Genomic DNA, 21115 nt, shown 5'->3' with positions numbered 1-21115 from the left:
CGTAATGTTTTAGATAGTTCTATACACGAATTAAACTCTGACAATAGAAGAAAGAGCATATAAACAATTGCATTCGCTTTTTGAGAATATTCTCACCATAAACAATTTTTATTCGAAAAATAGTAAAATGTTGTGGTAGAAATATCTTATCATAAATGCTATATCATTATATTCGAATATGCTTGCGAAAGTCCTATAAAAATGAAAATGATGAATTAGCAAAATTAAAACAATTTATTGAAAACTTTATAGATAAATGCACAAATCTCTAAACCTAATATTTCAACTTATAATCAACTTATAATCCTCTTCAGGAATCTCCCTCATCGCCTTTCCCATTAAATGCCCACTCCACTTCTTCTTGTTTGTGATAAATTTAAGTTTTGGAATCAAATCCTTAAAGTTAATTGGTGGCTCAAAAACCTTAATCTCTTTTAATTTAACCCTATATGGGAATTTCTCATTAGGATTTCTTGGAGTTGGCTTAAAAATTTTAGAACTATCTTTATAAACCTCTGAAACAACTTCATAAACTCCTCTAATATAAGGAGGCTTATAATCCTTTCCACTCCTCTGAATCTCATAAATAACTAACTTATCTCCAACTTTAACTTTTTCTATTGTATTCCTGTGTCTTTCAGAAACTCCCCAAATCTTCTTTTCTTTTATTACCTTCCAGTTGTCTTCATTGGTTATACAGAGCCAGTAGGTCATAATATCCCACCTTTAATTATTATGGAAGTTATGATTTATATTATTGTATTATTTTTCAATCTTATACAAGTCTAAACAAATATCTCTTTTTTTCAGTTATATTTATATTATTATAGTATTTGCTCACGTCTATTTTTTCTCCGTTTTTAATTAGGTATATTTTTATATGTTCTTTGTTGGGGAGTTTGTGAATTTCAAATATTATTGCATTTTTATCATCTTTTACAAGGTTACAAACTACATACAAATAGTATTTGTCTTCATTTTCCATAGCAAATTTATATTCCGCCTCTGTAAGTTCTGCAATTGGTAATAATCCTTTATGTCCCTTTACTTCAATATATTTCTCCTCTCCATTTTCAATAACCTTTATATCATAATGCTCATGTAGGGAAACATCCAAAACATCCCAAACCTTACCCCTATTTTCATATCCGTATTTACTTGCTAATCTTTTTTCTTCGAGATTCATTATAATATTCATAGCCATTTTTTCGATTTTTACAAGTTCTTCGAGGGGAATAAAATTCCTATCTATAGATTTTAAATCATTTTCATCTGTTAAAATAATATTATCCATATCTAAAACTAATTTACTCACAATATCTAAAGGAATAATTTTTTCAATTGAAAACTCATCCTCTGGCAGATAATCAATAATTATAGGATTACTAACACTTATTTTAAAATTTTTAAATAATTTACCATCTTTTAAACCCAAATTCTTAAGATTTTCGTAATTTGAAATTCTTTTGTCTATGTTATTTATAATATTTTTTGCATAAGTAAGAATCTTCCCTTTTATGGCTAATATCTGTTTCTCATAAGGTATTTCATATTCCGCGAAAAATACGTCTTTGCTAAATATTGTTGTTAAATGTTTTAATAATTCAACACCCGTCATTAACTTAACATCTTTTTCTTGATGAGAGGTTATCAATGGAATTTCCCAAACAACTTCGCCATCTTCATTTAACACCTTTACAAAAAATAGATATTCTCTATTTTAAATTGACTTTTTACAACGATTCTTGATATTTGTAAATCTTCATCATCTTTTGATTTTATGATTTGGTATAGGCTATTTTGGGTAGGTATATTCTCATTTAAAACCTTCTTTTGATAGTTTCTCAAAATTTCTTCAATCTTCTCAATATTCAAATAATCTTCATTTTGAATAACATTTAAAACTTCTTTTTTAATTTCTTCAGCACGCTCTTCTGGAAAAATACTCATCATTTTTAGCTTACTCCTAATAGTTTTTAGTGTTTTGATAATCTCTTCAGTATAAATGTTTAAGTCCCCCATTATTGCTGAAATTATAATATCATATTCAGATAAGTTTTTTATGTATGCGAATTCTTCTAAGTTAAATAGATTTTCAGCGTTTGCAATATATATCTCCTTATCTATTGCCAATTGATTATCAAGTGCAGTTCTAATATTCATAATTTTTTTATAGAGATTGTTAAGCAATTCCAAATCCATCCTATTTGAAAGGAAAATATTATAAACAGATACATCCTTTTCTTGTCCTAACCTCCAAACTCTACCGATTCTCTGTTCTAATTTTATAGGACTCCATGGAGAATCATAATTTATCAAAACACTTGCAATTTGTAAATTAAGCCCCTCAGAAGCAACATCTGTTGCCAGTAAAATTTTTCCATAGTCCTCAAATTTTTTATTAATCTCCTCAGTAATATTTTCCATCCTGTTTTTATCCTCTCCTGAAAGTGTTAATATTTCATTTGGAGTTATATCAATACCATAGTTATTTAGATACTTAGGCAGATTTTCTTGAAGATATTTAAGGGTATCAACATATTCAGTAAATACTACAATTTTCTCATTATTTTTAATATGTTCTGCAATAATTTTTGCTAAAGCGTCAATTTTACTATCTTTTTTGGCTATGATGTTAGTTGTTGTTTTGAGGAGATTTTCAAATAATTCTTTTTGTTCTTGGGTTAAGTAGGGCGAATATTTATCAACAATATTATTTATTATGTCAGATATTTCCCTATAATCTTCAAATTCCATTTCTTCAAAACTTAATGAGAATAGGTTTTTAATGCATTCTGACACATCAATATCATCAGTTTTTAAAATGTTAGTTTTTATAATCCTATTCAGTGTTTCAATTGCTGCTTTATAACTTGAAGAAGCTCTTTTACTTAAAATTACTGCTAAAAGAGCTATTGGAGAGTTCCTTTTTGTATTTTTCAGTATATTTTTAAGAGTATTTTCAAGAAGGTCAAAAAATCTCTTTTCCTCTTCTGATATATCCACTACAACTGCATTAAACTGGCAATCTTTAAAGACCCTTTTATTCTCAAGAGCATTTACTAATTTTTTCGTCCTTCTAAAAACCAATATATCGTGAGTTTTACGATAGAAATTTTGAGTATTTAACCTATCAAAATCATTTATAAGTGTGTAATCCAATATTTTCAATCTATATAGATAATCTTGAGGGTCTCCTCTGTGCGGAGTAGCAGAAAGTAAAAGTATATTTCTTACTTTTTTTGAAAGTTTTTCTACCAATTTTCCTCTTTGAGTATTTTTAGTAATGTTATGGGCTTCATCAACAATAACCAAATCCCAATCAATTTGTAATATTTTATCAACATACCTCTTTGCAAGGTCTATTGACATTATAATATAGACCGCAGAATCGTAATATTGTATATAATTTTTAATATTGCCACATCATTCCCATCCTTAATAATCCTTGGGACTCCTCCAACTCTCCCTATTTCAGATTCCCACTGTTCTCTTAAAATCTTTGGAGTTAAAACTAAAACCCTTCTTATTCCATGTTTTAGCTCTAAATATCTTGTTATTGCAAGAGATTCTATTGTTTTACCCAAACCTATCTCATCTGCAATTAAAAAACGGACTGGACGGAGAAGCATTGAATTATGTAAAAGATGGATTTGATGTATAAATGGCTTTATCTTCTTTTTTGATGCTGGATGGTTTAAAGCATAGAAGAATAGTAAGGGATTGTGCAAAAATATCTTTTTTGTGAGATAGTTTTTTATTTTATCATGCAATTTTCATCCCCTCACATAAATTTAGAGTTCTTCAACCTCCAAAAAACATTTTGCAATTTTTAATAATTTTCTTCTATTATTATGTTTCCAATAGTTATTTCTAAAAGTTGATGCCCAATAACGTAAAGATAGAGGCTCCATAGAAAGGACATGGTCTTCTAATTTTCCCCACATTGTATTATCTCTTAATGCTTGCATAACCATGGCATAAACAAACAATCTCAAATATGCATAATCATCATCAGTTTTTAATGTAACTCTCTTCTCACCAGAAACTTTAAAGCCAAGGTGTTTAGCAAAATTAATAAACTCTGGGAGAAATACTCTTGCAACCCCCTCAATTTTACCTTTTATGTATTTATCATCTTCAAGAGGTATTATTGGAATAAATTCTGCCAATTTTTGTTCTTTTACTATTGGTAATTTTACTGGTTTAGCATATTTAAGTTTAACTATATACTGGGTGTTTTTACTCTCCACAGCATCACCTCACAGACAATAAAATAATCTAAAAAAATAACAAAAAATAATTTAGCATTTCTTAATTTTGAACACTACTTTTTTATTTAAACTTCTGAGTTTCTCAAATATCAAATCATCAATTTTCACACCATCTACAAAAGTAACCTCAACATTTAAATTTGGCTTATGACCCATAACCCCCTCTATCTCTTCAATAAGATACTTTACAACATCGAGAGATAAATTATTGAAATTTGCTTTAAAGTATTCATCGTTTTCAATAATAAATCCTCCTCTAACTTTGGCATCCAAGTTTTCAGGGATAATGTTTAAATCATCATAGGATTTGATGCCCTTTATTTCTAATAATATGCCACCCTTTAAGTTTTCAGATAATTCATGAACTTCTACAATATCAGTTCTTGGGGTAAGGGTTATTTTATCAGTTTTTACAACACCATCTTCTGATACTGCCTTTATCTCATAAGTTTTCTTGACTTCGGGGATTTTGACGTGCCATGTTGTTTCATAAGGAGCTTTTCCATAACTTACATCCAATTCTCCTTCTTCAACTTCAAGGTTTACTTCAAAACCACTACCTTTTAATGGAGTTATTACTACTTTTACACTCACATCTTCTCCAGGTTTTCCTTCAATATTGTGCCTATCTATCTTTAAAGAGAATTCATTTCTTTCTCCAATAATCTTTTCTTCAGTTTTTCTTACTATGTAGCCATTTATCAATAAATCTACAAACTCAGGTTTAACTACAAAGCCCTCTTCTGTCTCTTCAACAAGTTCTCTTAATGGCAATGACTCAGAATCTGAAATATGAACTTCATACCAAACTTTTATATACTTGTTATCAACAACTTCATCCCTTTCATCTTTTAAAATCTGATTTATTTGTTTGTTTAATGCCTTTATTTTAGGCAAGATTATGTCATTTTCTTTTATATCGGGGATAGGAACTCCTGCTTCATCATGATTTGGGACATTTGGATAGATTCTTTTGAATAGAACTTTTCCATCACTCTCAATACCAATTTTTAAATCTTCAACACCTTCTTTTATCGCCCCTTTTAATTGCTCATCAGTAATAAATGGAAGTTTTGTATTTGTTCTAATAATGCTTCTAAGTTCTGAAAACATTATCGGTTTATCAAAAGTTATATTTACTTCATTTAAATTATACATAAGACCTTCAAAAGTTAGATTGGATGGGATTTTTCCCCACTCAACTAATGTGGAATACACGTTTTCAAGTATTGACTTGGATGTTGGAGTGGCATCAACAATCTCTACATCATTATCTTTAGGATATGCAATTTTTTTAAATGTATTTGCTACAAATTCATCAAACTCTGCCTTTGCATCATCTTCAATACTTCTTACCATATTTGTTTGTATTTGAACTACTTCCTCTCCATAAGATTTATATTTTGCTTTAATGTCTCCTTTTACTTTATCACAGGCAATTATACGGGCAGTTATTTCAAGTAATTTGTTTAGGACTTTATCTGCATAGCAAACAGTTATTGTATTTCTATATGTTCTCGTTCCAGTTCCATATTGGTAGATTATCCTGTAAAGTGTGGATTTATCAACATCATCTCTTATGAGTATTTGCAATTTATAATCCTCATCATCTTGGAATTCTTGTGGGTCTCTTGACACTATAATATCATTCTTTTTGAAAAATGTTATATTATTTCCAATTTTTTTAGTCTTTAGACCCTTTCCTTCAACAGCAAATTTTTTAACAAATTCTTCAAGTTTCTTATGAACACTAACTATATTGAGCGTGAGCAACTCTTCTTTTTTGCTTTCAACCATTTGAGATACATTTGCAACTCTCCAAAACCAGAAGATTTCATCCTTTTTGTTTAAATATATGAATGATGAGCTTTTTTCAATCTCACTTATAATGTTTGGAATATCGGTTAATTGCAATGCATGTTTTTCAAAGAAGTTGATTTCATAAACAGCCCTTGCAATACTATCTTTTTTTGGAAATCCTTCAAGTGGTGTTGGAGAATCATAAGGATAGGTTTTTAAGAATATATACCTCAAAATAACCTCTGCCAATTCTGGTTTTGAAAATCTTTTGAATTTTTCAAGGGATAAATCCACATCCAACACTGCTCCTCCATAGTCAGCAAATATTTGATTTTTTCCAAACAATATCCCTTTTAGTTTTTCATTTCTTGGATTTATGTGATATGGCATTATTAAGGTTGGAAACTCATCTTCCTGTAATAAGTTTCTTACAACAATTCTTGTTATTCTAACCATATCCCTTGTTTTTTGCAAGTTACCTCTTTCAACAATAGTTCTTAATGTTGCTATATACTCTGGATGGAAAGGATATGTTTTTGATAAATTTTCTTCAAATCTTCCAAATATGTCAGTGTTTGCATAAGCTTCTCTGTATTTCTCAATTATTTTTTCTTTAAAGTCATTATCTATGTTTTCAAAAATCCTTTTCTTTAAAATTTCAACAATTTCTCCTCCTGAAATACCTTCTGTTCTCAATGGAGAATAAAGCTCAGCCCCTCCAACTCTCTCAACTGCCCTATGGAGAGAAAGAACTATTTCCTTATTATATCCTTTTTCAACTTTTTCTCCATCTTTTTCCATTGGTAAAGTTAGAATCATTACACTATCAGTCCCAATTAAAGCAGTGGATAGAGCATCAAAAAACTTGCAGATATTTTTTGCATATCTTCTATCATCTTCATTTCCACTGTTGTATAAATTATCTATATAATGAACAATCTCATCAACTAAAAACACCACTTTATTTCCTTTTAAAAGCTCTCTAATTGTGTCTATGGTAGGGACTGTTAAGTTTTTGTCATCGTTTTCAACAAGTGCATATTTTCCTAAACAATGCCCTATGTATCCCCATAATGTTTTGATTTTGTAGGGTTCAAAGTTTAATGGATTGCTTGGCTGTCCTAATTTTCCTTTTCCATATATTGGAAGTATTTTTATGTTTTGATTTTGAAGGTCTTTTAATTTTAATCCAATGCTTTTTATCTTTTCTTTTTTATCTTCAGGATAATCTTTTAGAGTATTTTCATTTATAAGAGATTCAGGATTGTTAATTGCATGATATATTGTTAATATTGTATGAGTTTTCCCTCCCCCAAAAAGAGAGTATATCAAGAATATATTGTGTCTTTCTTCTCCACTTAAGGTATTTAATAACCTACTAAGTATTTGCACCATAGAGTCAGTAAAGTAAGTTCTTTTAAAGAATTCTTCTGGTTCTGTATAAATTTTATGGGCTGTTTTATTTACAACATCTCCTAATTCAGGAGCAACTTGCATATCTAAGGTCTCATCTAAAACATCCTCCCAAACTTTTAATTTTTGCATAATTCTCCCCCCCTTTTAGATGACTTCTTTAATAGCATACCACTCTATTATTGAAGTTGGTTTGATTATGCCATTAATCACATCATAAAACAAAATCTCATTCTCAATTAAAAACTTAACTTCTTTGATGAGGTCTCTTTTTATTATTTCATAATCCCTAACTTTAATGTTGTTTTTAAATTTGTTTAAAATCTCATTTATTTTATTTTCATCCAAATCTTCTGGCATGTTTGCTATTAAAAACCTTAACCCATCTGCTTCAACATTAATCCATTGTTTTATTGTTTCTTCAACTGAAACGCCTAATTTTTTATTATTTATCAATTGGGAGATTTCATAAGGTAATGATAGATAATCTAAGCAATAGTTTATTTCTTCCTCATTAAATCCCTCTTCTTTTAAGATATTTCTTATACTCCCTTTTCTCAACCAATCAATTAAATAATATTCAGAAGCATTTTTTAAAGTTGAATTTCTATATATTTCATCAATAAACAAAGTATCAGATGTTAAACAAATAACATGGCATAGATGCCTAACTTTAGTTAAATGAACAAAGAGATTAAACAACTCACTCAACAAGGACTTATCTCCTTTGCCATTTCCATTGAAATAGATATTTTTTAACTTCTGCAATTCATCTATTATTAAAACTGGCTTCTTCCCATCTTTAACAACAGCATTTATACTCTCATTTATCTTATCAAAAACATCATTCAAAGATAAGTTGTTAAAATCAAAATTCTCCTCTACTCCGAATTTGCAGATTCCTAAATTAATCTCCAACTTATTGAGAAGATATTTTTTATCCGACTTTTCAAAAAATATTTTTAAAAACTCTTCCTTTGTTGGTGTTGCATATTTTCTTAAATCGTAATAAAAAAATATTAAATCTTCTCTCTTAGATAACTCTTCAATAACCCTTAGCATAACTGTTGATTTTCCAGATGATTTAGGACCATAAACAAACAATATAGAGTTTGGTTCTAATTGAACATAAGTTTTTAAGTAGTTGAGTTCTTTTTCTCTATTGTAGAATTTCATTTTACCACCCGCAAAAATAAAAATTAAAAAAGTTAAAATTTAAAATGCCTTTCCTTCTAAGAATCTTACTAATCTTCTTATTAAATATAGTTCATAAATTTTATCTTTTTGGAGTAGTTTGTCAATCTCACTATCTTTTTTGCCTGTGTATAACCCCTTAAATACGCTTTCATAATATTTGTTTATTAGTTTGGCGATATTTATTGCCTCATCAACCTCTGTTGGGTATTTATTTTTTAACTCTTCAAGCTTAGATTTAAATGCATCCATTGGATATGCAAAGGCATAGAATTCAAGTAAGTGAAGGATGTCTATTGATGTCTCTATCTCAGGGTTTGTTGGATTTATGCCCTTTTCAATTAAAAACTGATATAGATATTTGTTGTTGAGTTCTTTTATTAAGTCGGGAGAGTTTAAGGTATATCCTTTACTCTCCTCTTTTATTAGTTTGTAGTCAACTGCTGCTCTTTTATCAATACCAGTTGAAATATTTAATAATATTAGGTCTCCACTACCTAAAGTTTTACTACCAAATAGGATTTTGTAAGTTGTGTAGAATAGGGCTGGTTTTGAAGAGATTTTTAATATTCCCTCTTTTTCTTTTGAAATTGCATCTATAATGCTGTATATTGTAATTGGATATACATATTTATCTAAAATGTCTTTTGTTGTTAATTTTCCTTCTGGGCTTACAATTTCGTTGTATTGAGTTATCTCTTCCAAAATTCCTGCCATTACACCATAAAGCAAATCTAAATCGTGTTGTCCATGTTTTATTAATAGTTCTGCTGTTTCTCTTCCTTTCTCTCTTAATTTTGGTAGTAAAGATGTTATTAGAGCTTTATCTTTTAGTTCTTTCTTTTTCCAAACTGCAATTATTGAAGTGTCTAAAGATAACTTTCCTCTTGATACAATGTTTGTTTTTGATTCAGTTGTTAAAGGTAGAGCTCTTGTTATTGTTAATTTTGCCCTCTTCCAGCCAGCTTCTAAAAGATTTGCCCATGAGTCAGGGTTTGTGTGTGCATAGTAGGTAACTAATAAACCATCATCTTTTAGATGATTTTTCATTGATATGAATGCTTGTGAGAAGAGATTTTCAAAGTGATGCTTTGCTACTTCTTTTTTATTATTTAAGTCCATAAATCTACCAGCATTTTCAGAGACTTCTTTTTTAGCAAACTCTTGCCATTGTGTTTTTATCTCTTTGTATTTTTTGCCTATCTTTTTGAAAAATGCCTCTTTATGATATCTTGGGATTAGTTTGTTGTTTTCAACATCAGACAAAGCCCTTTTAAGCCAAACATAATAGAAGTCAGATAGTTCAGTGTAAGGGACATCATCGGCATAAGGGGGTCTGTAACTATAACATCAAACTTTTCATTTAAGTTTAAGGCTGTTGCATCCCCTTGAATGATTTTTATAGATTGGGTTTTGTTGTTTGAATTATTTAAATAGCCATCTAAGTTATTTGGTTTATTTGATAGTGCAGAGGTTAGATATTCTAAACTATTAATAGTTGTTTTTAATGTGCTCGGATAAGCTAAAGGAATATTAACAATAGGATACATCTCACACCAATTCCATTGCATTGATATTCCTCTGTTAGTAAGAGTATGGGCTATTTTGCATAAACTCCATGAACCTGCATTCCACAATGTAACAGTGGTATTATAATCTAAATGTTTTAACAACGCAATACTCAAATAAGTAGCAATTGCCTCAGAATATTTAAAAGCTTTCTCTTTATTCCAACCCTCTTTTAATTTTTCTTCTTCAACTCTTTTACCAACTTCTCTAATCAATTTTGTAATTTTTATCAAAGTTAATAACTGCCTTGGGTTAAAGAGTTTATAAAATTTATTAAATCCCCAAATAAATATACTTAATGCTCCTCCACCACTTGCAGAGTAATTCCATAAATTTTCACTAGGCACATCGACATCTCCACACTCTATAAGCTTTTTAACTTTCTCCTTAGCAATATCTAATTTTTTATTATCCTCTAAAGATGCTTTTTCAAAAATTAAATCCCCATCTTCAACTTTAACCTTAACCAACAACCTCTGCCTTGCAAACCTCTCATCCCCTTCATGATATTTCTTTACTGATAGTGTGATTTAACACTATTAAAATTAAGACCAAAAAATAGAAATAGGTAGTACTTAAATAACTCGTTAAAAAACGGTGAAGCCTCCATGCTAGCAGCACTTAATAATATACTCACTAATTCTATAAATAGTTTAGGATTTAACTGTTCGGAGGAGTTATCTAGGTTCGCACAGGTTAGAACACTAACGCCAATAAAAACTATCAAAGCATTTTCAGAGTATGTCTCGGGAATTCACAGAACGACTATCGTTAAAAACCTACAAACTATCAGAAATGAGTTTGTTTGTATACTCAACTATCCAACCTTCCCGATATTTTGATGACAATAGATTTAAATACACTGCAATAATCGATTCAACGCTACTAAGGAGATGGAGTAAAAAGGTTTATGGTTGCAATATTCGATATAACTACATCGAAAGACATAGCAAACCATATCAAGAGCAGATAAACTGCTGTATTTATCACGAAAAAAAGGGATATATTCGATTTACACTACAATAAAACCACTTGGCAAAAAATCCACAGACATATTCATCGAAATTATTAGATTCTTAACTCATATAGATATCGGGACGGTCGTAGTAGACACTTTTGTAACGACAAAGAAAATTATGAAGGAATCTAAAGAATTGGGAATGGAATATATTGGTAAACTTAGGAAAAACCTGATAGTTGAATATTTCGGTAAGAAGGTTAAGGTAGAAGGACTATTTAAGAGGGATTTCGAGAAAGAAAAGCTTAAATTAAGGACTATTAATGGAATAAAGTTTAGATTATCCGAGAAAGTGGTCAATATTCCCGATGTTGGTAGAGTTAAAATCGTTGCAGTGTTGATGGAAAATCAGAAAAAACCTAGTATCTGGTCTCTACAAACCATAAAAAGAAGGCAGAGAACATAATAAGCGAGTATATGAAGAGACCAAAGATAGAAGAAAAGCATAGAAGAGATAAATCGATTTTAGATGTTGAGGGAAATTACCTAACGTCTGAAAAGAGCAATATTGGGTTTGTTAGGTTTATAGCAATGGTATCAAACTGTATAGAATATTTAAGCCACAAATATGGATTATCATTCTATGAAGTGATTAAAGAGTGTAGTAAAGAACTAATAAGGAAAGGATTCTCGTAATCACACTGTCAGTTCCCCTGCCTTAATAAGTTTTCGAAGCCCTTATCTATATATCCTTTGTCTCCGATTATACTGCAGTTCATAAATTCCCGAACAAACCCTCTAAAATTTTCTTTTAGAATGTCCAAATCATGCTGATTTGCAGGATTTATGGATATCAACATTAGATACAACCCATCGGTAATATAAGTTGCTTTGTATCCATAATACCACAGTCTTTTCGATGGGTTATATCCAACACTGCCGTTTTTTTAATAAGTTCCGAGTATCCAATTTTTTCATGTCTTCCCTTTCTTACGGATTTTTTCGTTTCAATTGGGATTGTATATATGAATAATAAACAATTTTTGTTTAGGAAAGTCTTTTGAATCTCGAATAAAAGTTGTTCATATCTATTTATTCGTTCAACAATCTTGTTATATCTAATTTTTGTAAATAGTCCTAAATATTCGATTAGTATTTCATAATCCCTCTTATAAACTCCCGAAAAGTATATCATACAAAGAACCGAAAAGATTATTAAGTCTAAGAGAGATATTTTCTCTCTGCGTGTGTATGGCGATTTTGTATTTGACGACTATTAGGTAAAACTTAGCTCGCATAAGATTTATTAAACGCTTAATTCTCGGAATTTTAGATTTATCTACGATGTTATTACCCTCCAACTATTTTTTTGTAGTAATCTATAATCATATAGTTATATATTTATCTATTTGATGGGAACTACCGTTTAAATCAAAATCTTTTCAAATAATATCCACTATAAATAACCCCTAAAGGATTGTGAGCGAGAACCCTGTCCTTAACTGCAAAGGTTGTTGTTGGGGCGTTGGAGTATTTTTGAAATAGGATGTCATGCCCAATACAAAGTCCCAAAATAATATTTAAATCTGTCTTTTTTTCATTTAAAATTAATGCTTGAGCGATTGGATTGCACATGGTTTCTTTTTGATTTTTATTAATGTAGGTTAGTCCAAATTCATCCTTATCAACACCACAAACCTTACAACAGACAGAATAAACATCAAAACTCTTGGATAGTATTTCATCTAAAATTTTTGCTTCTCTTTCTAATCCAATGCAAAAGGCAATACCGATTCTTTTATAATCCATCATTTTACAAAATTCAATAATCTCCTCTAACCTTGTTTTTTTCATGTAGAAATTTCCTTCGATAAAAGAAGCAACTTTTGCTATTTTTAAGTTTTCTTCTTTTTTATATTCCTCCATAACATTCTCTAAAATATCATCTTTGCAGTTTTTTCCATTTGAGCAATCCTTTTTATTGCATCTTGCACATCTCATACCATCACCTTAATATTTAAAATATAATTATTAAAACAAATATATAAAAAATTAAAAAGGTGTCTACATGAGGGATATTGTAGAAGAAACTATAAGGATATCATCCAATTTAATCAAAATAAATTCAGTAAATCCAACATTTGGAGGAAAAGGAGAGAAAGAAAAGGCGGAATATGTATTGAACAAATTAAATGAATATATCAAAAAATACAACATAGAAAACCACTCCATAAAAACATACAACGTTGTGGATAAATATGGTATAGAGAGGCCGAATATTGTTGCAAAATTTGATTTTGGAAAAGAAAAGACCTTACATATTATTTCTCACCTCGATACGGTTCCAGAAGGGGATTTAAGTTTATGGGAAACCAATCCTTATGAGCCAGTTGTAAAAGATGGCATGATATATGGGAGGGGAAGTGAAGATAACCATAAGGCAATCGTTTCTTCATTTTTGCTGTTGAAGATGATTTTTGAAAGTAATATTTCCCCAAAATACAATTTATCTTTAATATTTGTGTCTGATGAGGAGGATGGCAGTGAGTATGGGTTAAAATATCTATTAGATAATTATGAAAAAGAGATATTCAAAAAGGATGATTTAATAATTGTCCCAGATTTTGGTACACCAGAAGGAAACTACATTGAGATTGCAGAGAAAAGCATATTATGGATTAAATTTAAAATAAAAGGAAAGCAGTGCCATGGAAGTATGCCAGATGATGGGATTAACGCAGATATCTTAATGTTTAACTTTGCAAATGAACTTTATAAAAAATTATATGAAAAATATAACAATAAGGATGACATTTTTTCTCCACCACAATCAACGTTTGAACCAACGGTTATTGTAAATAATGTAGAAAACACCAATACAATCCCGGGATATGTTGAGGTTTGCTTCGATTGTAGGATTTTGCCAGATTATGATGTAGATGAGGTTTTGAAATTTATTGAGGAATATATTGATGATTTTAAGAAAAATATTGATAAATACCTCATCCTTTACGATAAAAAGAATGAGGATGATGTTGAGATTGCCTATGAAATACTTAAAAAAGAAAAATCTCAAAGAACAAAAGAAGATTCCACAGTAGTTTTAGAGTTAAAGGATGCCATAAAAAAGGTTTTAAATAAAGAACCAAAACTTTGTGGAATGGGTGGAGGAACAGTGGCAGCATTTTTAAGAGAGAAGGGATATGATACAGTAGTTTGGGGCATTGGTAAGGAAACGGCACATCAACCAAACGAACATATAAAAATAGAGGATCTAATAAAAATGGCAGAGATATTTTATGAAATTTTGAAAGCATAAAAAATAAATACCCAATACAGTCATAAAAGGTATGGTTGTTTATGGATTATGTCAATGTTAGATATAATAAAATTGGAAAATGATGATTTCGTTTAATTTTAACATAAACAATATAAGTTGTTTGCGTTAAATATTGGAAAAATACTTAATAAATTTAATGAAGATACAACCTATTTTAAAATTTTAAGACAAATACAGCATAAGAATTTCGAAGTATATAAATAAATTTTAGTAAAATTCGCAAACAACTAAACTTATAACAGAGACTCAAATGGTGGGATAGATGTTATTAGAAGAGACCTTAAAATCATGCCCAATAGTAAAAAGAGGGAAGTATGAATACTTCATCCATCCAATATCTGATGGAGTTCCTATTGTAAATCCAGAATTGCTTAGGGAGGTTGCTATAAGGATAATAAAGGAAGTTGACTTTGAAAATATTGATAAAATGGTGACTGCAGAGGCTATGGGGATTCCATTGGTTACAACACTCTCCCTATACACGGATGTTCCCTATGTAATTATGAGAAAGAGGGAGTATAAATTAGAAGGGGAAATCCCAGTTCACCAAGAAACTGGATACAGCAAAGGGCAACTATATCTAAATGGAATTGAGGAAGGAGATAGGGTTTTGATTGTTGATGATGTTATCTCAACTGGAGGAACGATGATTGCAATAATAAACGCATTAAAAAGGGCAGGTGCTGAGGTAAAGGACATTGTATGTGTTATTGAAAGAGGGGAGGGGAAGAAAATTGTTGAAAAGAAAACAGGGCATAAAATCAAAACATTGGTTAAGTTGGATGTCAAGGATGGAAAGGTTATGATTTTGTAATTATTTTTGATTTTGCAATTACTTAATTTTTTTAAAAAGTGGGGGTTATTATGGGAATTTTAAAACTAATGGTTTTATTGGTTACTTTATGTTCTTTTGGATGTATTCTTACTGAATTTAGTCCAGAATGGGTGTATGGTATAGATGCGCATGCCGATGTTTTGTCAATTACTCCAGATGGGGAATACATTGTTGTGGGATCTGGAGGAACACCTGAAAACTGGATATGTTGCCTTAACAAAAAAGGGAATGTTTTGTGGAAATATCACTTATTGGGGGAGGATAATTTATCTTATGGATATAAGATCCAAGATATAAAGATATCAAATAATGGGGAGTATGTGGTTGCATCAATAGAGTATAGTGGTAAGTTTGGAATTAGAAACAACACTATCTATATTTTCAATAAGGACGGGAAGGTTGTAAGAAAATATCCCATTAAAAATGGATTAACAATGATTTCTATATCCTCAGATGGAAAATACATATTTGCAGGAATTGATATGCACTGTTGCTTTATAGATAAAGATAGGGGGATTTTATGGGATTATGAAACTAACGACTTAATAAACTCGGTGGATATAACCCCAAATGGTAACTATGCGGTTGCAGGCAGTTGTGATGGTAACATTTATGTATTCAACAAATCTGGGTTGTTGTGGAAATATCAAACGAACGGTAGTGTTGAGACAGTTTCAATAAATCCAAATACCAAACTTATTGGTGCTGGGGGACAGGATACATACATCTATCTCTTCAATTACAATGGAACTTTATTGAATAAAAGGAGTTTAAATTATAGTGTATATTACATCAAATTAACAGATAATAATATTATAGCATACAACTGCATGAAGATATATTGCTTAAATAAAAATTTGGACGTTTTATGGAGTTATGGGGGTAACTCATATTATATAAATTTCATAGACACTACACTTAATGGAAGTTATATAGTATTATATAACGACTATGTGGATTGCCCATTCCTTATGAGTAATCATGAAGGATTGTATGTGATAAATAGCACTGGAAATGTTGTGTGGTACTATCCTGCAGATTATTATGTGGATAGTGTTAAGATAACAGATGATGGTAAGTATGTTGTTGCATCGATAGGTGGTAAGATATACTTCTTTGATAATCAAAAATGCATAAAAAGTTACAATCCAAACAGTAATACAATGGTTGGTTTAATAAACAACGATTTAATTTATATCATATACATTATAATGGTCGTATTGGCAGGATTGATTTTCTTGTTGATTTTAGTTTTATGTTTGATTAAGTTAGAAAAGAAACAGAAAAATAGACAATAAAACAAAAATGGTGAAATAATGGATATAAAGGAGATTAAACCAACAAAAATTATCTGCGTTGGGTTAAATTACATCGACCATGCAAAGGAACTAAACATGGAAATCCCAGAAGAGCCGGTAATATTCATGAAACCAACATCATCAATAATCTATCATGAAGACACAATAATAAAACCCAAAATTTCAAAAAGAGTGGATTATGAGGTTGAATTAGCAGTGATTATTGGGAAAAAAGGAAAAAACATTAAAAAAGAAGAGGCAGATGATTATATAATGGGATATACAATATTAAATGACGTAACAGCAAGAGATTTACAACAAAAAGATGGACAATGGACAAGAGCAAAATCATTCGACACCTTCTGCCCAATAGGTCCAAGAATAGTTAAGGATATTGATCCAATGAATTTAAATATTGAATGCAGAGTAAATGGGGAAATAAAGCAAAAATCAAACACCAAAAACATGATTTTTGACGTTTATGAATTGGTTGAATTTGTATCTTCAATAATGACACTCTACTCTGGAGATATTATCTCAACTGGAACTCCACCAGGAGTTGGAGAACTTAAAAAAGGGGATATTGTTGAGTGTGAGATTGAAGGCATGGGAATTTTAAGAAATTATGTTGATGAATAAATTTTAATGCCCAAACATTTCTTCTTTTTCTTCTTCTGTTAATATTTTAACTATTTCTTCTGGTTTTCCAAGTTTTACAATTTTACCATTTCTCATCAATGCTGCCCTATCACAAACATTCATAACAAAGTCCATATCGTGGGAAACGATGATGTATGTTTGATCTAATTCGACTCTTGATTTATGGATTGACTCTGCAACAGTGTTTCTTGTAATAGGATCCATAGTTCCTGTTGGCTCATCTAAGATAACAACGTGCGGCTCCCTAATTAAGACCTGTGCTAATGCAACCCTATGCCTTTCCCCAACACTCAATTCTTTTGGATATTTCTCGAGTATTGCCTCTGCCTCCTCCTCAGAAAACCCAACTGATGTTAATACGTGAATTGCCTTCATCCTTGCAAATTCCCCAGGTAACTCTAAACCAATGGACTCAGTTAAGTTGTATAAGATAGTTCTGTGTGGGTATAGGGTATATTCCTGATACAAAATCCCTATATATCTCTTAACTCTCCCTCTATGCATTGGTCCTGGTTTTGTCATGTCGATCCATTCATCTCCCAACCTGAAGAAGTATTTGCCTTTTGATGGAGGTAAAACCCCAGCAATGATTTTTGATAGTGTTGTTTTTCCTGCTCCACTTAAACCAACAAGACCAAATATCTCCCTTTCGTTTATTGTTAAAGTTACCCCATCAACTGCCTTAACAATACCTCTTTCAACTGAACAGTATTTTTTCTCAATATTTTCAAGTTTTATTATCTCATCTTTAATCTCAACATCCTCAAATTTCTTAAATTCAGTGACCGTTTTCATGAATTCATTTACAATCTCTTCAGCACTACCCTGCATCTTAATTTCTCCCTTCTCAAGCCAAATTGCCCTTTGAGCAAGTTCTGCAATAACCTCTGGCCAGTGGGATGTGATAACCATCGCTATATTCTTATCTATAACTAAATTCTTCAATGCATCGTGCACTAACTTAGCGGTTTGCGGATCGAGTGTTCCTGTTGGTTCATCAGCAAGGAATATGAATGGTTCTTTTGCAATTTGCCTTGCCAAAACAACTCTCTGCTTTTCTCCACCACTTAAATCTCTTGCAATATGTGTTACCCTATGCTCCAACTTAACCATTTTGATTAATTTTAACGCATAATCTATCGCTTCACTTCCTTCATATCCAACATTGGAAAGGGATTCTAAGATATTTTCAATAACTGACTTTTCTCCATATAAAGCAAAGGTTCTTTGAAGCATGATGGCAATTTTTTTCTTTAAGTTGTATGTGTATTTCTTATCATTCCAAAAATCAACGGTTATTTTTTCAAAAGTTCCTCCACACTTACATTTTTCTCCTTCTTTTGATGGAACATCAACATATCCACATTTAGGACATATTGAGACGTGATAGATTATTTGTCCTTCTGTTGGCTCATAACCATCCATTCCTCTCAACATGTGCAATAGAACTGATTTCCCAGCACCACTTTTCCCTAAAATACCTAAAACCTCTCCTTCTCTGAGTTCAAAGTTTATATTTTTAAGTACTACGTTATCCCCATAAACCTTTGAAACATTTTTTACTTCCAACAATAGCATAGCAACCACCTTTTATCCTTCATAACTTTCAAACACCCTACAAGGTTTCGGTTTGAATCTGCAATATTTGTATTTACCACATTTTTCATCAAATTTACATTTCCTTATTTTATAGAATCCACCTTCTATCTTTAAGCCCTTTCCATTAATCAACGCGTCTGCAATCTTCTTTCTTGCTGATTTTAAGATATTCCAAAAAACCCTCCTTGAAATACCCATTGCTCTTGCTGCCTCTTCATGCTCATATCCAAGTAAATCCACCAACCTTATTGTTTCTAATTCATCAACCTCCATCTTTATTATCTCTAAATCATTTCCTGGAATTCCTTGTGGTTTAAATATCTTTAATTTTGGTTCTTCTGATATTAAACGTGGAATTTTTGGCCTTCCTCTTCTAAATCTCATAAACATCACAACTACAATCTTTTTGTTAATCTTCTGGCATATTTACCTTAATACCTTCAATTGGAATCTCAATTATTGTATACTTATCATTTGCTAATCTATTGTGGATAACCTTTTCTAATGTTTCAACATTCTTGTAATCAACAACCGTTCCTATTAAAATAGCGTTTTCAGATAGGTCATTGATAATCTTTATAGTACTTTCTGGATCCTCATCCAACAAAAAACCCTTCCAATCCTGTGGAGACATACCTCTATAATCATATAAGAAAAACCCAGTAATACCTCCTTCAGTTAATGCGTTTATTGCCTTTCCAACGTCCTCGCTCCTAATGAATAGGTAAATAAGAACTTTCATAATACCTCCCCTTTACCTTTTTTTGCAGGTGTTGATTTTTATTTTTCTTATTGGTATTTTTATTACAGTGTATTTTTCATTACTTAATTTTTCTCCAATTACGTCCTCCAAGGTTTTTATCTTCTTTTCATCTACAACCGTCTTGATGATTACAGCGTCGCTCAACTCCCTAATTGCTTCTACAACCTCATCCAAATCTTCTAAAATCACTTTAAATTTTTTTGGAGATACTCCTTTGCATTCATGGAGAAAAAACCCAGTAATACCTCCCTCAGTTAATGCGTTTATTGCCTTTCCAACATTGTCTTTTTCAACAAATAATTTAATTAGCAACATAATTAACCACCAAAACTCCATTAGGTTTTAAATATTAAAAATATACATTCACATATGTGCAAAAATATTATATAAATATGCATGGTAGTTGAGGCAATTAGTTAAATTTTAATAATACTTTAATAAAAGTGTATTGTTTGAACTTTTCACTCCACAATTATCCTACCTGCCAAACCTTTGCCGAGTGCTATTTTAGTATTTCCAATCCTCACCAATATTGGTCCCTTATCTCCAGAACTTATTAATGTTATTCTCTTCCCTGGGTAGATACCCAACTCATAGAATCTCATCTTACACCCATGTCCTCCTAAGATATCTTTAACCACATAAACCCCAGGTTTTTTGTTCAATAAGTTTTCCATGATTTCCCCTCTCTCACTCAATAATTTCAATACCTTTGTCAACAATTCTAAACCTTACTTTTTCACCTTCCTTTGCATATCTATGCTTTTCCAATATTGTCTCTCGGTATTGCTCATATTTCTCAATTCTTACAATGGTTTTACTCCAATATTCTAAAATCCTCCCTCCTGTTGCTTCAAATCCATCTAAAGTATCCCTAATTTGATTGGTTATTAGTATTGCCAAATCATTCTTTTTTGCTACCTTTAGCAAATTTAAAATCTGTCTACCTAAAATTCTATTTAACCTTGCGTTTTTATTTACATCATCACTCAACTCCAACCTATACAAAGATGCTATACTATCAACAACTATTAACCCAATATTATATAATAATGGGACTTTTTTTTCAATAATCTCAGTTTGTTCTTCAAAATCATGAGGTTCATATATAATCATATTCTTTAAAATATCTTCAAAATCATTGGGACAGATTTGTTTTATCCTCTCTAAGGACAAACTACCTTCAGTATCAATATAAACAACCTTTTTTCCTTTTTTTATTGTGTTTATTGATGATATTATGCAGATATTTGTCTTCCCTACTCCAGGAGGTCCGTAAAGTTGAGTTATTGTTTTCTTCTCAATCTCTCCTTTTAAAATATTCTTTAGCATGCAGATCACTTGTTTTATTTATTTTGATGAAACTAAAAATTCATTCAAAACCAAATAAGTGAATTTAGATTGGATATCCA

The 21115-nt window shown here is 30.7% G+C and carries 24 protein-coding genes and 1 pseudogene; 8 read left to right on the top strand and 17 right to left on the bottom strand.

All coding sequences use genetic code 11. From position 1 onward, the window contains the following. Nucleotides 1-282: 282 nt before the first annotated feature. The 8 genes and pseudogenes from METFODRAFT_RS02525 to METFODRAFT_RS11925 all read right to left on the bottom strand — a co-directional run. The gene (locus METFODRAFT_RS02525; RefSeq protein ID WP_007043966.1) at nt 283-714 is read right to left on the bottom strand and encodes an EVE domain-containing protein; all 432 of its coding nucleotides are present in this window, start codon (nt 712-714) and stop codon (nt 283-285) included. 61 nt (nt 715-775) lie between these two features. Beyond that, nucleotides 776-1693, bottom strand: coding sequence for a DUF3883 domain-containing protein (locus tag METFODRAFT_RS11340; protein WP_007043965.1), 918 nt, complete (start codon nt 1691-1693; stop codon nt 776-778). Between the two features lie 2 nt (nt 1694-1695). Then, complete coding sequence (locus tag METFODRAFT_RS11705) at nt 1696-3372, bottom strand: helicase-related protein (RefSeq protein WP_007043964.1); 1677 nt, start codon at nt 3370-3372, stop codon at nt 1696-1698. Further along, entirely contained in the window at nt 3372-3773 is a 402-nt protein-coding gene (locus tag METFODRAFT_RS11700) for an SNF2-related protein (protein WP_007043963.1), read from the bottom strand. The genes METFODRAFT_RS11705 and METFODRAFT_RS11700 overlap by 1 nt, the downstream gene beginning before the upstream one ends. A 21-nt stretch (nt 3774-3794) precedes the next feature. After that, the gene (locus METFODRAFT_RS02515) at nt 3795-4253 is read right to left on the bottom strand and encodes a hypothetical protein (protein WP_007043962.1); all 459 of its coding nucleotides are present in this window, start codon (nt 4251-4253) and stop codon (nt 3795-3797) included. A gap of 51 nt (nt 4254-4304) precedes the next feature. Next, nucleotides 4305-7619 (bottom strand): DUF499 domain-containing protein, encoded by a 3315-nt coding sequence (locus METFODRAFT_RS02510; RefSeq protein ID WP_007043961.1) that lies wholly within the window; start codon nt 7617-7619, stop codon nt 4305-4307. A 15-nt stretch (nt 7620-7634) separates the two neighbouring features. Beyond that, the gene (locus tag METFODRAFT_RS02505) at nt 7635-8663 is read right to left on the bottom strand and encodes an ATP-binding protein (protein ID WP_007043960.1); all 1029 of its coding nucleotides are present in this window, start codon (nt 8661-8663) and stop codon (nt 7635-7637) included. Nucleotides 8664-8702: 39 nt separating this feature from the next. Then, nucleotides 8703-10768 (bottom strand): annotated as a pseudogene (locus tag METFODRAFT_RS11925) (DUF1156 domain-containing protein); the annotation flags it as partial. A gap of 90 nt (nt 10769-10858) precedes the next feature. On the opposite strand from METFODRAFT_RS11925, the gene METFODRAFT_RS11315 reads away from it, so the two are divergent. The 4 genes from METFODRAFT_RS11315 to METFODRAFT_RS02485 all read left to right on the top strand — a co-directional run bounded on the left by METFODRAFT_RS11315 (nt 10859) and on the right by METFODRAFT_RS02485 (nt 11904). Then, entirely contained in the window at nt 10859-11092 is a 234-nt protein-coding gene (locus tag METFODRAFT_RS11315; RefSeq protein WP_245528884.1) for a hypothetical protein, read from the top strand. Then, the gene (locus tag METFODRAFT_RS11310; RefSeq protein ID WP_245528882.1) at nt 11052-11276 is read left to right on the top strand and encodes a hypothetical protein; all 225 of its coding nucleotides are present in this window, start codon (nt 11052-11054) and stop codon (nt 11274-11276) included. Before METFODRAFT_RS11315 ends, METFODRAFT_RS11310 begins: the two co-directional genes overlap by 41 nt. Nucleotides 11277-11386: 110 nt before the next feature. Then, nucleotides 11387-11674, top strand: a complete 288-nt coding sequence (locus METFODRAFT_RS11020) for a hypothetical protein (protein WP_007043957.1) — start codon at nt 11387-11389, stop codon at nt 11672-11674. Nucleotides 11675-11685: 11 nt separating this feature from the next. Further along, the gene (locus tag METFODRAFT_RS02485) at nt 11686-11904 is read left to right on the top strand and encodes a hypothetical protein (protein WP_007043956.1); all 219 of its coding nucleotides are present in this window, start codon (nt 11686-11688) and stop codon (nt 11902-11904) included. A gap of 8 nt (nt 11905-11912) precedes the next feature. On the opposite strand, the gene METFODRAFT_RS11305 is transcribed toward METFODRAFT_RS02485, so the two are convergent. The 3 genes from METFODRAFT_RS11305 to METFODRAFT_RS02475 form a co-directional block, all read right to left on the bottom strand. After that, on the bottom strand, nt 11913-12089 hold the full coding sequence (locus tag METFODRAFT_RS11305) for a hypothetical protein (RefSeq protein WP_245528887.1): 177 nt from the start codon (nt 12087-12089) through the stop codon (nt 11913-11915). Next, on the bottom strand, nt 12068-12403 hold the full coding sequence (locus METFODRAFT_RS11135; protein WP_007043954.1) for a hypothetical protein: 336 nt from the start codon (nt 12401-12403) through the stop codon (nt 12068-12070). The genes METFODRAFT_RS11305 and METFODRAFT_RS11135 overlap by 22 nt, the downstream gene beginning before the upstream one ends. A gap of 236 nt (nt 12404-12639) precedes the next feature. Continuing rightward, on the bottom strand, nt 12640-13209 hold the full coding sequence (locus METFODRAFT_RS02475) for a DUF1847 domain-containing protein (RefSeq protein WP_007043953.1): 570 nt from the start codon (nt 13207-13209) through the stop codon (nt 12640-12642). Between the two features lie 67 nt (nt 13210-13276). Between METFODRAFT_RS02475 and METFODRAFT_RS02470 the strand changes: the two genes are divergently transcribed. The 4 genes from METFODRAFT_RS02470 (at nt 13277) to METFODRAFT_RS02455 (ending at nt 17320) form a co-directional block, all read left to right on the top strand. Next, complete coding sequence (locus tag METFODRAFT_RS02470) at nt 13277-14527, top strand: M20 family metallo-hydrolase (protein ID WP_007043952.1); 1251 nt, start codon at nt 13277-13279, stop codon at nt 14525-14527. Between the two features lie 283 nt (nt 14528-14810). Beyond that, nucleotides 14811-15362: a hypoxanthine/guanine phosphoribosyltransferase gene (gene hpt / locus METFODRAFT_RS02465; protein ID WP_007043951.1), complete on the top strand. Its 552-nt coding sequence runs from the start codon at nt 14811-14813 to the stop codon at nt 15360-15362. A gap of 50 nt (nt 15363-15412) precedes the next feature. Continuing rightward, on the top strand, nt 15413-16681 hold the full coding sequence (locus METFODRAFT_RS02460) for a WD40 repeat domain-containing protein (protein ID WP_007043950.1): 1269 nt from the start codon (nt 15413-15415) through the stop codon (nt 16679-16681). Between the two features lie 18 nt (nt 16682-16699). Continuing rightward, entirely contained in the window at nt 16700-17320 is a 621-nt protein-coding gene (locus METFODRAFT_RS02455) for a fumarylacetoacetate hydrolase family protein (RefSeq protein ID WP_007043949.1), read from the top strand. Nucleotides 17321-17323: 3 nt separating this feature from the next. On the opposite strand, the gene atwA is transcribed toward METFODRAFT_RS02455, so the two are convergent. From atwA to radB, 6 genes are all read right to left on the bottom strand, one after another. Next, nucleotides 17324-18919, bottom strand: coding sequence for a methyl coenzyme M reductase system, component A2 (gene atwA / locus METFODRAFT_RS02450; RefSeq protein ID WP_007043948.1), 1596 nt, complete (start codon nt 18917-18919; stop codon nt 17324-17326). A 12-nt stretch (nt 18920-18931) separates the two neighbouring features. Next, entirely contained in the window at nt 18932-19324 is a 393-nt protein-coding gene (locus tag METFODRAFT_RS02445; protein ID WP_007043947.1) for a DUF134 domain-containing protein, read from the bottom strand. A 25-nt stretch (nt 19325-19349) separates the two neighbouring features. Continuing rightward, nucleotides 19350-19682: an MJ1244 family protein gene (locus METFODRAFT_RS02440; protein ID WP_007043946.1), complete on the bottom strand. Its 333-nt coding sequence runs from the start codon at nt 19680-19682 to the stop codon at nt 19350-19352. 12 nt (nt 19683-19694) lie between these two features. Continuing rightward, nucleotides 19695-20018 (bottom strand): MJ1244 family protein, encoded by a 324-nt coding sequence (locus tag METFODRAFT_RS02435; protein WP_007043945.1) that lies wholly within the window; start codon nt 20016-20018, stop codon nt 19695-19697. Nucleotides 20019-20164: 146 nt separating this feature from the next. Then, a complete protein-coding gene (locus METFODRAFT_RS02430; RefSeq protein ID WP_007043944.1) occupies nt 20165-20380 on the bottom strand; it encodes a FeoA family protein in 216 nt (71 codons plus the stop codon). Between the two features lie 13 nt (nt 20381-20393). Beyond that, entirely contained in the window at nt 20394-21035 is a 642-nt protein-coding gene (gene radB, locus METFODRAFT_RS02425; protein WP_007043943.1) for a DNA repair and recombination protein RadB, read from the bottom strand. Between the last annotated feature and the right edge of the window lie 80 nt (nt 21036-21115).

It is taken from the genome of Methanotorris formicicus Mc-S-70 (assembly GCF_000243455.1).
In the GTDB taxonomy this organism is placed as follows: domain Archaea; phylum AGJL01; class Methanococci; order Methanococcales; family Methanococcaceae; genus Methanotorris; species Methanotorris formicicus.
This window is presented reverse-complemented; position numbering and strand designations above follow the sequence as displayed.